General features: G+C 69.0%; 13 protein-coding genes. 5 read left to right on the forward strand and 8 right to left on the reverse strand.

Annotation, left to right across the window (positions count from 1 at the left end; translation table 11 throughout):
• Positions 1 to 2: 2 nt before the first annotated feature.
• The 3 genes from ABQY64_RS18315 to ABQY64_RS18325 all read left to right on the forward strand — a co-directional run bounded on the left by ABQY64_RS18315 (position 3) and on the right by ABQY64_RS18325 (position 2,113).
• On the forward strand, positions 3 to 566 hold the full coding sequence (locus ABQY64_RS18315) for a Sua5/YciO/YrdC/YwlC family protein (RefSeq protein ID WP_047129490.1): 564 nt from the start codon (positions 3 to 5) through the stop codon (positions 564 to 566).
• A 90-nt stretch (positions 567 to 656) separates the two neighbouring features.
• Positions 657 to 1,448: a DUF4124 domain-containing protein gene (locus ABQY64_RS18320; protein WP_349780442.1), complete on the forward strand. Its 792-nt coding sequence runs from the start codon at positions 657 to 659 to the stop codon at positions 1,446 to 1,448.
• Positions 1,445 to 2,113 (forward strand): DUF4124 domain-containing protein, encoded by a 669-nt coding sequence (locus tag ABQY64_RS18325; protein WP_102583990.1) that lies wholly within the window; start codon positions 1,445 to 1,447, stop codon positions 2,111 to 2,113. Before ABQY64_RS18320 ends, ABQY64_RS18325 begins: the two co-directional genes overlap by 4 nt.
• A gap of 276 nt (positions 2,114 to 2,389) precedes the next feature.
• Here ABQY64_RS18325 and ABQY64_RS18330 read toward each other — a convergent pair whose 3' ends face one another.
• Positions 2,390 to 3,166: an SDR family oxidoreductase gene (locus ABQY64_RS18330; protein WP_039518559.1), complete on the reverse strand. Its 777-nt coding sequence runs from the start codon at positions 3,164 to 3,166 to the stop codon at positions 2,390 to 2,392.
• Between the two features lie 106 nt (positions 3,167 to 3,272).
• On the opposite strand from ABQY64_RS18330, the gene ABQY64_RS18335 reads away from it, so the two are divergent.
• Positions 3,273 to 3,488, forward strand: a complete 216-nt coding sequence (locus ABQY64_RS18335; protein ID WP_016903674.1) for a hypothetical protein — start codon at positions 3,273 to 3,275, stop codon at positions 3,486 to 3,488.
• 276 nt (positions 3,489 to 3,764) lie between these two features.
• Here ABQY64_RS18335 and sppA read toward each other — a convergent pair whose 3' ends face one another.
• From sppA to ABQY64_RS18355, 4 genes are all read right to left on the reverse strand, one after another.
• Positions 3,765 to 5,666 carry a signal peptide peptidase SppA gene (gene sppA / locus ABQY64_RS18340; RefSeq protein ID WP_039518555.1) on the reverse strand — a complete coding sequence of 634 codons (1,902 nt, stop codon included), beginning with the start codon at positions 5,664 to 5,666 and terminating at the stop codon, positions 3,765 to 3,767.
• 84 nt (positions 5,667 to 5,750) lie between these two features.
• Entirely contained in the window at positions 5,751 to 7,127 is a 1,377-nt protein-coding gene (locus ABQY64_RS18345; RefSeq protein WP_039524984.1) for an MATE family efflux transporter, read from the reverse strand.
• Between the two features lie 377 nt (positions 7,128 to 7,504).
• Positions 7,505 to 8,107 carry a DUF3106 domain-containing protein gene (locus ABQY64_RS18350; protein WP_349780443.1) on the reverse strand — a complete coding sequence of 201 codons (603 nt, stop codon included), beginning with the start codon at positions 8,105 to 8,107 and terminating at the stop codon, positions 7,505 to 7,507.
• On the reverse strand, positions 8,094 to 9,128 hold the full coding sequence (locus ABQY64_RS18355) for a hypothetical protein (protein WP_349780444.1): 1,035 nt from the start codon (positions 9,126 to 9,128) through the stop codon (positions 8,094 to 8,096). Before ABQY64_RS18355 ends, ABQY64_RS18350 begins: the two co-directional genes overlap by 14 nt.
• Before the next feature lie 470 nt (positions 9,129 to 9,598).
• On the opposite strand from ABQY64_RS18355, the gene ABQY64_RS18360 reads away from it, so the two are divergent.
• Entirely contained in the window at positions 9,599 to 11,821 is a 2,223-nt protein-coding gene (locus ABQY64_RS18360; RefSeq protein WP_104570806.1) for a primosomal protein N', read from the forward strand.
• Positions 11,822 to 12,205: 384 nt separating this feature from the next.
• On the opposite strand, the gene ABQY64_RS18365 is transcribed toward ABQY64_RS18360, so the two are convergent.
• The 3 genes from ABQY64_RS18365 to ABQY64_RS18375 are packed head-to-tail and all read right to left on the reverse strand — an operon-like array spanning position 12,206 to position 14,207.
• The gene (locus ABQY64_RS18365; protein WP_374151315.1) at positions 12,206 to 12,868 is read right to left on the reverse strand and encodes a glutathione S-transferase family protein; all 663 of its coding nucleotides are present in this window, start codon (positions 12,866 to 12,868) and stop codon (positions 12,206 to 12,208) included.
• Entirely contained in the window at positions 12,865 to 13,695 is an 831-nt protein-coding gene (locus ABQY64_RS18370) for an NYN domain-containing protein (protein WP_039518543.1), read from the reverse strand. Before ABQY64_RS18370 ends, ABQY64_RS18365 begins: the two co-directional genes overlap by 4 nt.
• Positions 13,692 to 14,207 (reverse strand): hypothetical protein, encoded by a 516-nt coding sequence (locus ABQY64_RS18375; RefSeq protein ID WP_167706677.1) that lies wholly within the window; start codon positions 14,205 to 14,207, stop codon positions 13,692 to 13,694. The genes ABQY64_RS18370 and ABQY64_RS18375 overlap by 4 nt, the downstream gene beginning before the upstream one ends.
• Positions 14,208 to 14,237 lie beyond the last annotated feature (30 nt).

Consider the following 14,237-nt stretch of genomic DNA (forward strand, 5'->3'; position numbering starts at 1 on the left):
ACATGCAGCACACGCTCAGCCTGGACAGCGCCGTCGCCACCCTGACCCGGGGCGGCGTGATCGCCTATCCCACCGAAGCAGTGTGGGGGCTGGGCTGCGACCCGCGCCAGCAGGCCGCCGTGCTGCGGCTGCTGGAGATCAAACGCCGCCCGGTCGACAAGGGCGTGATCGTGGTCGCCGCCAGCGTGGATGTGCTGCACGACTGGGTGGATCTCGACGCGCTGACACCGGCCCGCAGACAGGAGGTGCTGGCCAGCTGGCCGGGCCCGCATACCTGGATCCTGCCGATCACCGCCCAGGCGCCGCGCTGGATCACCGGCGCGCATGACGGGCTGGCGGTGCGCATCAGCGCACACCCGCTGGTCGCCGCGCTCTGTGCGGCCTGGGGCGGCCCGTTGGTGTCCACCAGCGCCAACCTGGCCGGCGAACCGCCCGCGCGCAGCCGGCAGGCGCTGGACCCGGCCCTGCTGGCCAGCATCGACGGGGTGACGGATGGCGAGGTGGGCGCATTGGCGCAACCGACCCAGATCCGCGACGCCCGCAGCGGACAGATCCTGCGCGACTGAGCAACCGCCACGCGCCGCCTGTCGGAGCGCTTCGCCATAGACACCGTCTGCCCCTTTGCCCACAGCCGGGTAGACGCGCACACTGCGGCCATGCGTACCGTCCTGACCCTTCTGTTGCTGGCCACCGCGCTGCCTGCGTCGGCGGCCAGTACCGCCAGCAAACCGGATCCGAATGTGCGGATCTACCGCTGCGTCAGCAGCACCGGCACCGTCGCCTTGCAGGATGCGCCTTGCAGCAGCGGCCGCCAGCAGGTGCTGGACCTGCAGCGCCCGCAGGATCCGCCGCCGCGGCCGCAGCGCGCCGTTGCCGCCCCGGCCGCCGTCGCGACGCAGCCACCGCGCGAGGTGCGCATCATCACCGTGCAGCCGCCGCAGCCGATGTACGAGTGCACCACCGAGGACGGCAACCGCTATACCAGCGACAGCCCGGAAGGCAATCCGCGCTGGGTGCCGACCTGGGGCCCGGCCTATGTGGGCAACGGCATTGCCCCGCCGGTCAGCGGCGGCGGCATCCAGCGTCCGCCGATTTCGGTCCGCCCACGCCCGGCGATGTCGGTGCAGGGAAGCGCCGGTCGCGGTGTAAGCCTGCGCGGCAGCGCAAGCTTCGGCGGCGACGGTTATCAGGGCGACTATCAAGGCGGCTACAACGGCGGCGGCTACGGCGGCGGCTACGGCGGCACGGTGATCGTGCCGTACGGCAACGTGCAGATCCGCGACGAATGCCATGCCCTGCCCGAACAGGAAGTCTGCGCGCGCCTGGCCGACCGTCGCTGGGAACTGATCCGCCGCTACAACAATGCCCTGCAGAGCGAGCGCCAGGATCTCAGCCGCGAACAGCGCGGTATCGACGCGCGCCTGCAGCGCGATTGCGGCGGCGCATGAGGCGCTGGCCGTGGGCGGTATTGCTGGCGTGTGCCTCGGTGGCCAGCGCACAGGAAGTGGCGATCTACCGGTGCACCGACTCCAGCGGCGCGCTTACCGTGCAGAACATGCCCTGCCCGAAAGGCATGCAGCAGCAGAAGAAACTGATGACGGCACCGGCTGCGGTACCGTTGACGGCGGGTGGATTAGGCGCAGCATCGCCTGCGCGTAGCGCGCCCGCTGCGCAGCCGCCCACCAGGCCGAAGACCGATGTCCCCGCCGCCGCCCCGGCTGCGACGCCGGCACCGGTGGCACCGACGCCACCTGCCGCGGCCTCGACCTCCACGCTGCCACCGCCGCCCTTGTTCGAATGCACCGCGCACGACAACGGGCGCTATTTCACCGAAGACCGCGAGCCGGCCACGCGCTGCCTGCCGATGCAGACCACCAACCTGGCGGGCGGGCCGGCAACCGGCGGCGGCAGCGCCTGCGAAGTGGTCACCGACCGCTGCGCACCGGTGCCGGACCAGAGCCTGTGCGAGGCCTGGCGCCAGCGTGCCGAGCAGGCCGAATCAACCTGGCGCTTCTCCGACGAGGCGCAAGCGGCCGAGCGCAAGCAGCGCTACGTACAGATGCGTCGGGTGCTGGACGAAAGCCGCTGCGCGAATCCGTCCGCCACGCCGTGATGCTGCAACCGGCGTGACAGCGCATGGCAGCCAGTGCGCCGGCGCTGTGCTTGCCGGGCTGATTCTTTCGAGCCACTGCAACCGTTAGCGATCACCGGATGACCTGCGCGGTGCAGCGAGCCGCATGCGAGCAAGCCCGCCGCACTGTCGCCTGCGTTGCGTGCAGACGCGGCGGACGAACACTGGAGGCGCAGGCGCAGCGACGGATCGGCGCCTGCCTGCGCGTCTTCGATGCCATGCGCAGGCACTGTCCGCGCGACCACGCACGCAGGCGTGTCAGAACCCGTAGCGCAGGAAGCCGCCATCCACTGCGATGCATTCGCCGGTGATGTAACTGGCGGCCGGCAGGCAGAGGAAACCGACGGCGGCGGCCACTTCTTCCGGTTCACCGATGCGGCGCATCGGGGTGCGCTCAATGACCTGCTCGTAGTAATCCGGATCCGACAACGGCCCGGAGGTGCGACGGGTGCGGATGTACCACGGCGCCACCGCGTTGACACGGATGCCGTCCTCGGCCCATTCCACCGCCAGGTTGCGCGTCATCTGCTGCAACGCGGCCTTGGTCATGCCGTACGGCGCGCCGCTGCGTACATGGGTGATGCCGGAGACGCTGCCGACGTTGACGATCGCCGACGCCGCGTGACGGGTCAGCAACGGGTGCGCATAACGCGACAGCTCGAAAGCGGCGAACACATTGGTTTCGAAGATGCCGCGCCACTGGTCTTCGGTGTAATCGATCGCCGCGCGGGTGATGTTGCCGCCGGCATTATTGATCAGCAGGTGCAGGCCATCGGCATGGTCTTCCACCCAATCCAGAATCGCGCGCCGCTCTTCGTCGTCGGCCACATCGGCGGCCAGCCCATGCAGCTCGCGCTGGGGAAATTCCTCGGCCAACTCGTCGCGCGCCTGCGCCAGCGCATCGGCATCGCGCGCCACCATCAGCAGATCCGCGCCAAAGGCCAGCAGTTCGCGCGCGATGGCAAAGCCAATGCCGGCGCTGGCGCCGGTGATGAGCGCGGTCTGTCCATCCAGCCGCCAACGGTGGGTTGTCACGTGGGTGATCCTCTTTCAAGACGCAGGAAACGGCCGCAGCAGCGCGCTTGACGCATGCCTGCGGCCCGGGCGTTAGGATACCGCCACCCCGAGCGAGGTCACGACGATGAAACGGCATTGGATTCTTGCGATCAGCCTGACGTTGCTGCTGGGCGCCTGTCAGCGGCCGCAACCTGCGCCCACCGAGCAGAAGCCCGAGCCGCAGGCCACCGCCCTGCGCGACCACATCCAGGAACCGTTGAACAAGGCGCACGCAGTGCAGGCGGCAAGCGACCAGGCCGCAGACGATCAACGCAAGGCGATCGATGCGGCCACGCAGTAACCGAAGCCTGCTGTCTGGAGCACGCGCGTTTTTGTCGACGCAGCAACTGCGCGTGCGCGCATGCGATTGAGCGCAAGGCGATCGCTGCATCTGCGCGCACGGCAAGCACGCGTGAGGTCGCTCGACCGATGGCTGGTTGCCTGTGATCGTGGCGCCGTGCGTTCTGCCATTTCTGCGCTGTTGGCGCGCCCGCATTGCTGCATCGCCTGAGCGCAGATACAACAACGCCGGCACAAGGCCGGCGTTGTCGATCCATCAGGTTGCGAACCTGCCGCGTCAGAAGCCGCAGAAGCAGTACGCCAGCGACTTGACCGGGGTGCCGCCCGCCTTGCTGTCGTGTACGGCGTCTTCGACAAAGCGCAACTGCGTGTCCACTTCCGGCAGCGAGCGCGCCAGCAGTGCGCGCGCCATGCCCGAATCGCCCAGCATCCAGGCGCCCATGCGGCTGCCGGCAAATCCGCTCATGAACTGCGAGAACGGCGTCGCCGGCTTTTCCACATAGCGCACGCGGAACTTGCCGCGGCTCAACTTGGCGCGGTCGGCCGCATCGGCCACCGCTTCGGACATGCCACCGAACGCGTCCACCAGGCCATGCTGCCTGGCCTGCGCACCGCTCCACACGCGGCCACGTGCGACCTTGTCGATGGCGTCCACCGACTGATGCCGCGCCTGCGCCACCTTGCCGGTGAAGTCGGCGTAACCCTTGTTGATCACCGCCTGGATCACCTGGCCGGCGGCCGGGTCCAGCGGACGGGTGATGTCGAAGGCGCCGGCAAAGCGCGTGGTACCCACGCCATCGGTGTGCACGCCGATCTTGTCCAGCGCGCGGGTCAGGTTGGGCACCATGCCGAAGATGCCGATCGAGCCACTGATGGTCGACGGGTCGGCATAGATGCGATCGGCGTTCATGCTGATCCAGTAACCGCCCGAGGCGGCCAGATCGCCCATCGACACCACCACCGGCTTGCCGGCCTGCTTGAGCGCGACCACCTCGCGACGGATCTGCTCGGAAGCGAACACTTCGCCGCCGGGCGAATCCACACGCAGCACCACCGCCTTGACCTCGTCGTCGTCGCGCGCCTGGCGCAGCAACGCGGCGGTGGACTCGCCACCGATGCGGCCGGCCGGCTGCTCGCCACCGCTGATCTCGCCAGCGGCCACCACCACGGCCACCTGCGGACGGCTGTCCATCGGCGAGCGCTGCGCCTGCAGCTGGCTCAGATAATCGTTGAAACCGATGTTGCGAAAGCCGCTGTCGGCATCGCTGTCGGCCACGCCGCGCTTGGTCAGCAGCGCATCGACGTCCTCGCGGGTCTTGAGCCCGTCGACCAGCTTCTGCTGCAGCGCGAACTTGGCCAGATCGCCACCGGCGGCGGCCACGCCCTCGGGCAGCGTGTCGATGCCGGCGGTCAGCTGCGCCGGGCTCAGCTTGCGCGCCTTGCCGACATCGGCCAGGTAGCGCTGCCACACGTCGTTCATCCAGAACAGGTCCGCTTCCTTGGCGTCGGCCGAAGCGGCATCGAGAATGTACGGCTCGGCGGCGGACTTGTACTCGCCCACGCGGAACAGATGCACGTCCACGCCGAGCTTGTCCTGCAGGCCCTCGCGGAAATACTGGCGATAACGGCCAAGCCCTTCCAGCAGCACGCTACCCATCGGGTCGAGATAGACCTCGTTGGCCTGTGCGGCCAGCAGGTACTGGCCCTGGCTCATGCTCTCGCTGAAGGCGACGATCTGCTTGCCGGAGGCGCGCAGCTTCTGCAACGCCGCGGCCACTTCGCGCTGCGAGGCGAAACCGGCGGGCTGAAACTTGTCCAGGTTCAACACCACCCGCTCGATCTTGCGGTCCTTGCCGGCCGCCTCGATCACTCGCACCAGGTCGCGCAGCTGCACTTCCTCGGCGCTCTTGTCGCCGACCGCCTTGGCCAGCGACCGGCTCACCGGGTCGGCGCTGAACTGCTCGACCAGCGTGCCCTCGGGGTTGATCACCAGGGTGGTGCGCTCGGCCAGCGGCTTGCTGCCGTCGCCACGCGCGATCGCCACCACAAACAGCAGCAGCACCAGGAACAGGAAGCCGAAGAACACCAGGTTGAAGATCAGGCGCCGGGTGAAATTCATCACATCCCACAGGCCGACGAAGAAACTGGCGATGGGACTGCGACGCACGGGGTGGTTCATGGAAAACTCCGTCAAAAGACGCTGCATACAATTCAATGGTGTCCAGCATACCGGCTGCGCGGCGCGCGCGGCATCCGCTGGAAGTCAGGGGGTCGCGCCGGCAGTCAGCCGCCGGCTGGTCTGCCGGAAGCGCAAGCCCATCAGGACCGACGCCACGGTCAGGCCCAGAATCAGGCCGATCCACATGCCTTGCGGTCCCCAGCCCAGCCCCAGGCCGAGCCCGGCGCCGATCGGCATGCCGACACCCCAGTACGAGAACATCGCCAGGAACATCGGCACACGGGTGTCCTTGAGCCCACGCAGCGCGCCGCTGGAAAGCACCTGGATGCCGTCAGGGAACTGGAACGTGGCGGCAAACAGCAGCAGCACCGAGGCCAGCGCGGCCACCGCCACATCGTCGGTGTAGACGCTCACGATGGCATCGTGGCCCAGCAACAGCACGCTGGCCGACAGCGCCTGGGTGCCCAGCACGATGGCGTAACCGGCCCAGGCCGCACGCCGCATGCCGAGCGGATCGCCGCGCCCGACCGCATGCCCGACCCGCACGGTGGTCGCCTCGGCCACACCCATCGGAATCATGAAACACAGCTGCGCGACGTTGATCGCGATCTGGTGCGCGGCCGCTTCGGTGGAGCCGAGCCGGCCGATCAGCAAGGCGGTGACGATGAACAGGCCGCCCTCCATCAGCACGGTGATGCCGATCGGCAGACCGGTGCGCAACAGATCGCCGATCGCACGCCAGCGCGGACCTTCGAAATGGGCAAACAACTGCAGGTGCGCGAAGCGGCGCGAGCGCCACAGATACAGCGCAAACACGCTGGCCTGCACCCACATGGTGACCGCCGAGGCCATGCCCAGGCCCTGCGCACCGTGCTCGGCAAAGCCGAACTTGCCATAGGTCAGCGCATAACCCAGCGGCGCCAGCACCAGCAGGCCGCCAAAGCCCAGCAGCATGGTCGGCAGGGTCCAGTGCATGCCCTCGCTGAGATAGCGCATGCAGAAGTAGAACGTCAGCGCCGGCCCGCCCCAGCGCACCGCGTGCAGGAAGTCGGTCGCACCCGGCACGATGTCCGGCGCAATCCCGAAGGTGGGCAACAGCGGCGGCACCGCACTGAGGAACGCGAACATCACCGCGCCCAGTCCCAGCGACAGCCACAGGGCCTGGCGGAACAGCGGGCCGATCTCGCGCTCGCGGCCGGCGCCACGCAGCTGCGAGACCGAGGCGGTCAACGAGATCAGCGTGCCGATCGGCACCAGCATCGGCAGCCACAACAGCGAAGTGCCGATGGTGACCGCCGCCAGCGTGGCGGTGCCGTGGTGACCGGCGATGACGTTATCGACAAATCCGATCAGGCCGGTGGAGACGTGACCGAGCACCAGCGGCAATGCGAGCAGGCCGGTGGTGCGCACTTCCGCGCCGAAACGCGGCGTCGCGGAGGTGGGTACAGGAGAGACAGACATGACAACCGATCGCTGCGCGGACTACGGCCGTGCCGGGAGGCGCTGGCACCGGGTCGCGTGGGGCCGCTATCTTACCCGCACTTGCGACACCGGCAGCGGCTATCGGCGGCAAGGCGCAAGGCGCAAGGCGCAAGGCGGGAGATGCTCGACGGCGAGCGGCTGGCGTGGCTGGTTACCGGAACGGCATGCCCGGGCTCCAGCGCGGTCCGTGTCCTTCGTGACGACCGCCGCTTCGCGCGCATCGCAGAAGCCGGCAGACCTGCAAGCCCTCGGCTCGGTGTCCGGCCCAACTGCCCGGTATCGAGGATGGACACCGAGCACGCGTGGAGACGACGCCGGCGCAGGGGGCTGCAACGGCGCAGTCCCGCCGCTGCCGGTCAGCGCGCCAGCTGGCGCTTCAACCAGGCGCTGCGCGTTGCCGGCGCCTGCGCGAGCAGGGCATCGCGCAGGCCATCGCGCTCCTGCGGCGGGGTGCGTTGTGCCAGCATCGCCAGCTGTTCCAGCTGCCCGGCGTCCAGGCTGCGCAGCGCCACCAGCAGCGTGTCGCGCTGCGCTGGCGGCACGTAGCCGATCAAGGGCTGCAACTGCGGATAGAACGCACCCAGCTGCGAACCCAGGCGCCAGCCATCGCGATGCAGGCGATCCATCGCGGTGAACTGCGTGCGCAGCGCGCGCTGCTGGTCTTCGGGCAAGCCATGCAGACGCTCGCGTGCCTGCCGCAATACCACCCGGTCGGTGGCGGTGAGCCCTTTCCAGGCCGCATAACGGGCGCGCAGCTCGGCCCGCTGGGCCGGCGTCAATGCGTCCCAGCGCGCGCGCTGCTGCGCGGCGCTCGGGGTTGCGGCAGTGGCGGCTGCGGGGGTCGGCATGCCGGCGGGCGCAGTCGCGTTGCCTTCCTCCAACGGCGCTGGCAGGGTCTGCGCAGCGGCCATGCCGACAACAGCCAACGCCAGCAGGCCGCACCACTTAATTGTCGTCATCGACGGTCTCCAGGGTGGCGGCAGGCTGGTCGGCGGTGGTGGCATGCGCGCCGGATTCGTCGGCCGGCACCGGATGGCCGGCCGCATACCAGGCGTAGAAATCGGCAGAACGTGCCAGTTCCAGGTCCGGGTCGGCCAGCATCGCCTGGTCGCGCGGATCCAGGCCGGGGTTTGCCACCGCCTCCGGCAAGTCGGCGGCGGGAAGGTCTTCCACTAGCACCGGCGCGGCATCGGTGACGTGCAGCACGCCGGCCGGAGCCTGCGAGACCGGCTCGGGCGGCAGGGCCGGCCGGCGATGCGTCCACCACCAGCCCAGCGCCGCAAGCAGCAGCGCCAACGCCAGCACGGCCAGCACGATGCCGGCGTGGCGGCGGTCGATCCGCGGCCACTGCCACTGGCGTGCAGGACGGTTGCGCGCTGCGGCCGGGCGGCGCGCTTCGGCGGCGGCCGCAGGCGCGGCCGCGACAGGCTGCAGCGGCATGCCGGCCAGGGCCGACTCGCGGAGCTGTGCCAGCCGGCTGACCTGCGCCGGGCTGAGCTCGCGCAACTCCTGCTGCGCCGCCTCGGCCAGTGCCCGCCAGGCCTGCGCATCCGGGTTGCCGGCCGCATCGCGCGGGCAGGCACGGGCCAGCGACTGCCGATAGGCCGCCACCTCGATGCCTTGCACCTCGCTGGCAGGCTCTTCTTCCAGCCCGGCCACGATACGCAGCAGCAGCGCCAGCCGGTCGCTGGTCTGCATCCGCCCCAGTGCGGTGAACGGCGGCAGCCAGGTCCCCGGCATGGGCTCGCGCCGCAGCGGCGGTGCCGTTGCCAGCAGGCTCCAGAAGCGCATCGGCCAGCCGGCCATCGGGCGACCCGCCGCCTGGCTGCTGAACGCACGCAACGCCGCCGCCAGGGCCCGCTCGGCCGCCGCGCCATCGCCACATTGCATTTGTGCGAGCACCAGACCCCGGCGTTCGACACCGCGCAGGAAAGCAGACAGCGCGGCAGGGGTGACGGGGGCGTCGGGGACTACGGTCATGGGAACTCCAGCATCGGCCGGCATGATACCGACGCAATCGGCCCCCGCCGATGGCTTGACAGATCGACCCGGCTGCGCTGCGTCCCGGCGCCATCGACCGCCGTCACCCGCGCGGGTTGTGCACAGCGGCAGACATGCCGATACGCAGGCGTCTGTCAACTGTTGATTTTTCTTTGTTGCATTCGTGTTTCACGCCTAAGTGATTGATCCTTATAGCTTTAAGCCGATTGGTGAAAAAATGTCCAACAGGTTGCAGAGGCTAGTGAATCCGCCTTCACAGCGTGGAGCACGAGACTAATTCACAGGCTTATCCACAGGCAGTGTGGATAAACCCGTTTCCTTAGCCCTCACATAGGTTTACGTCGGATTTATCACTTCCGTCACACAAACGCGTCGTAAGCCGAAGCACCGATTCGGAGGCGATCGAGCGGCGTCTGCCGGGTACTGGACAGGGTCGGTAGACTGACCGGATGTCTTCGACCGTCGCCACCTTGCGCGTCGCCCTGCCGGTGCCGCTGCCCCAACTGTTCGACTATCTGCCTCCGGCCGACGCGCCGCTGACCGACCCCGCGCGGGTCGGCTGCCGGGTGCGGGTGCCGTTCGGGCCGCGCGAGCTAGTCGGGGTAGTGGTGGAGATCGGCCAGTTGACCTCCGCCGAAGGACTGCGCCCGGCGCTGGCCTGGTGCGACGACGCCCCGCTGCTGGTCGAGGAGCTGGCCCGTTCGCTGCAGTGGCTGGCGCGCTACACCCACGCACCGCTGGGCGAGGCCCAGTCCAGCGCCCTGCCAGGCCCGCTACGCCGCGGCGAGCCGCTGGCCGACACCCATGCCTGGGCCTGGCAGCTCACCGAGGCCGGACGCACCGGCGCCGCCAGCCTGCGCGCCGGCAGCCGCCCCGCCTTGCTGGCCGCCCTGCTGCTGACCGGTGCGCTGGGCGAAGAACAGCTGGACCCCTTGCTGCCGCAGTGGCGCGAGGCCGCACGCAGTCTGGCCAAGCGCAGCCATGCCGAGCGCGTGGCGGTGCCGGCCGACAGCATCCCGCCCCGCCCCGGCAGCGGCCCGCAGCTCAACGACGAACAGCAGGCCGCCGCCGACGCCATCCGTGCGCAAAGCGGTTTTGCCACCTATCTGCTCGATGGCGTCACCGGCAGCGGCAAGACCGAGGTCTACCTGCAGGCGATCGCCGACTGCCTGGCGGCCGGCCGCCAGGCGCTGGTGCTGGTGCCGGAGATCGGGCTGACCCCGCAGACCCTGGGCCGCTTCCGCGCCCGCCTGGGCGTGCCGGTGCACGCATTGCATTCGGGGCTGTCCGATGGCGAGCGGGCGCGGGTATGGGCGGCGGCCTGGCGCGGCGAGGCCAAGCTGATCGTCGGCACGCGCTCGGCGGTGTTCACCCCGCTGCCCAATGCCGGGCTGATCGTGATCGACGAGGAACACGACGGCAGCTACAAGCAACAGGACGGCATCCGCTATCACGCCCGCGATTTCGCACTGGTGCGCGGCAAGGCGCTGGATGTGCCGGTGATCCTGGGCAGCGCCACGCCGTCGCTGGAAAGCCTGCACAACGCCTATTCCGGCCGCTACCGGCATCTGCGCCTGTCGCGCCGGGCCGGCGAGGCGCGGCCGCCGCGCGTGCGCGTGCTCGACGTGCGCAAGCGCCCGCTCAAGGACGGCCTGTCGCCGGAAGTGCTGGCCGGCATCGGCGCCACCTTGGCGCGCGGCGAGCAGGTACTGGTGTTCAAGAACCGCCGCGGCTATGCACCGGTGCTGCTGTGCCACGACTGCGGCTGGACCGCCGCCTGCCAGCGCTGCAGCACGCCGCTGCACCAGACCCCGATGACCGTGCACGCCGGCGGGCGGCGCCTGCAATGCCATCACTGCGGCGCGCGCCAGCAGGCACCGCTGGCCTGCCCGGCCTGCGCCAGCCTGGCGCTGCAGCCGCAAGGCATCGGCACCGAGCGGCTGGAAGAACGCCTGACCGAAGCGTTCCCGGAGTTTCCGGTGGTGCGCATCGACCGCAGCACCACCCAGCGCCGCGACGCGCTGGAGACCCAGCTGGCGCGCCTGGGCAGCGAGGCCGGCATCCTGGTCGGCACCCAGATCCTGGCCAAGGGCCACGATCTGCCACGGCTGACCATGGTGGTGGTGGTCGGCATCGACGAAGGCCTGTTCTCGGCCGACTTCCGTGCCGCCGAAAAGCTCTCCCAGCAGCTGATCCAGGTGGCCGGACGCGCCGGGCGCGCCGACCGCCCCGGCGAGGTCTGGCTGCAGACCCATCACCCCGAACACCCCTTGCTGCAGACCCTGGTCAACGGCGGCTACCACGCCTTCGCCGATGCCGAACTGCAACAGCGCGAGGCCGCGGGATTTCCGCCGTTTGCGCATCTGGCGCTGTTTCGCGCCGAGGCCAAGGACGTGGCGGCAGCCAACCAGTTCCTGATGGCGGTGCGCGGCCTGACCACGGCAGACAGCACCGCACAATCGCCTGCGTTTGCCGCAGTGGAGTGCTACGGCCCGATGCCGGCACCGATGCCACGCCGCGCGGGTTTCCAGCGCACCCAGTTGCTGTTGTCCGCGCAACAGCGCTCGGCACTGCATCGTCTGCTGGACGCGCAACTGCCCGCGATCTATGCGCTGCCGCAGGCGCGCCGCGTGCGCTGGTCGCTGGATGTGGATCCGATTGATCTGTATTAAGGCGGGCGTATCGCACGCGGGGCAGCAGCCAGACCCATGTTTTGCGCGCTGTGCCCAGGTCCCTGATCGCGCGTGGCGTGATCTTTCGTAGGAGCGCACCCGGGCGCGATGTGGCATTACCGGCACAGCCATCGCGCCCGGGTGCGCTCCTACGACCAGACGCGAGCCAACAGGCCACACGTGTCCCCACGCTTTTGTAGGAGCGCACCTGGGCGCGATGGGGCGTTCCCGGGAATGCCCTCGCGCACAAGTGCGCTCCTACAGAAAACGCGGGCTACTTGGCTGCGTGATGTACGAGGCGCATGTCCTTGCAGCAACGTGTCGGGTCGGCAGCGCGTGCGGCGCCTGCCATGAACCATGCTGGCCTGAGCGGAAACGCAAAACTCAGGTCAGCGCGGTCATCACCCCACGCTGGTACGCAGGCCGCGCGCGCAGGCGCTGGTACCACGCCTGCAGATGTGGCAGCTCGGGCCGCTCGATCGGCATTTCGAACCAGGCGTAGATGAAGCTGCCCAGCGGAATATCGCCCATCGCAAATTGTGCGCCGGACAGATACGGCTGCTGCGCCAGGGCCGCATCCGCGCGTGCGAGCAGGTCGCCCGAGCGCGTCAGTGCCGCGGCGATGCGCGCAGGATCGCGCTCGGCCTGCGGTGTGCGCAGCACGCCCCAGAACAGGTCGCGAAACACGCCGGCAAACGTCGAGGTGGTCCAGTCCATCCAGCGATCGCCCAGCGCGCGTTCGGCCGGTGCCTGCGGATACAGGGCCGGCGCATATTGCGCGGCCAGGTAGCGCACGATCGCATTGGACTCCCACAGCACCAACTCACCATCCTGCATCGTCGGCACCAGACCGTTGGGATTCAACGCGCGATACTCGGGCGTGTCGTTACGACCAAACGCACCACCGACTTCGATCGAGGTATACGCCACCCCGGCTTCTTCGGCGCACCACAGCACCTTGCGCACATTGCTGGAATTGCGCCGCCCCCATAGCGTGATCGAGGCGTTTCCTGCCGCCGATTGCATTGCAGCGTCAGCCATCGTCATTTCCCCGCTGCCGGTTTGGGCGTCGCGCGCGCCGGACGCTTTGCGGTGGCCGCCTGCGTGGCGACGGCGGCCGCTGGCTGCGCCGCTTTCGCCCGCCCGCCCTTGGGCGCATCGCGTACCCACAGGGCCTGCTCGTCCTGCTTGATCTCGAACAGGCCGATCGCACGCACCAGGTCGCTGAGTTTGCGATAGCCGTAATTGCGTGGGTCGAACGAGGCCTGGTTGGCCACCTGCTTGCCCACCGCTCCCAGATGCGCCCAGCCATCGTCTTCGCAGGCACTGTCGATCGCATTGCGCAGCATCTGCACCAGCCGGGTGTCGCCGCGCAGCGCGGTGGCGTCCTTGCGGCCGGCGGCGGTGTCGCTGGCCGCTGCCGCCTGCTCGCCCAGCGCCTCGACATAGGTGAACTTGGAACAGGCATTGACGAACGGCGCCGGGGTTTTCTTCTCGCCGAAGCCGTACACCTTCATGCCATCGGTGAGCAGACGCATCACCAACGGGGTGAAATCCGCATCGCTGGAGACGATCGCAAAGCCATCCAAATTGCGCGCATACAGCAGGTCCATCGCATCGATCACCATCGCCATGTCCGAGGCGTTCTTGCCCGAGCTGTAGGCAAATTGCTGGATCGGGCGGATCGCGTATTCGTGCAGCGCCGCTTCCCAGCTCTTCAGGTGCGGACTCTTCCAGTTGCCGTAGGCGCGGCGCACATTGGCCACGCCATAGCGCGCCACTTCGGCCAGCACCACGTCGATCTTGCCGGCCGGCGCATTGTCGGCATCGATCAGCAAGGCGATGCGTTTGTCGGGATTGTCGATCATGGTCATTCCTCGAAGTTGTCGGCAGAGTCGGTGTCGATTTCGGTGTCGTCGGCATCGGCCGACGGCAGCGTGTACTGGCTGCCATCGTGCATGGTCAACACGCCATCGCTCAGGATCTCGCGCTCGGAGCCGCCGCTGACCCAGTTGGCGTGCACGCGTCCGCGGCCACGATCGCCTTCCACCGTGAACACGAAATCGTCGTCACCCGGCGCCAGACCGGTGCGCACCAGATCCACCCGCATCGTGTGGATCTGGCCGATCTGTTCCTGCACCACCGCATCGTCCTGCAGCGCGGCGCGTGCCTGGTCGGCAAACAGCGACCAGCCGAACACGATCAGCCAGCCGAGCGCGCCCAGCACCAGCACGCCGAACAGCACCACGCAGGCCGCCAGCCCGATCAGGCCGAGCGTGACGCCGCTGAGTTTCTGTCCGGGCGCACGCGCGGCAGCCGGTGCCATCGCCGGCGAAGCGGATGGCGGTGGCGACAGCGGCGGCAACGGTGGGGGTAGCGACGGCATGCGGTCATCAGGTGGATGAGATGCGACATG

It is taken from the genome of Xanthomonas sp. WHRI 7065 (assembly GCF_040203115.2).
In the GTDB taxonomy this organism is placed as follows: domain Bacteria; phylum Pseudomonadota; class Gammaproteobacteria; order Xanthomonadales; family Xanthomonadaceae; genus Xanthomonas; species Xanthomonas arboricola.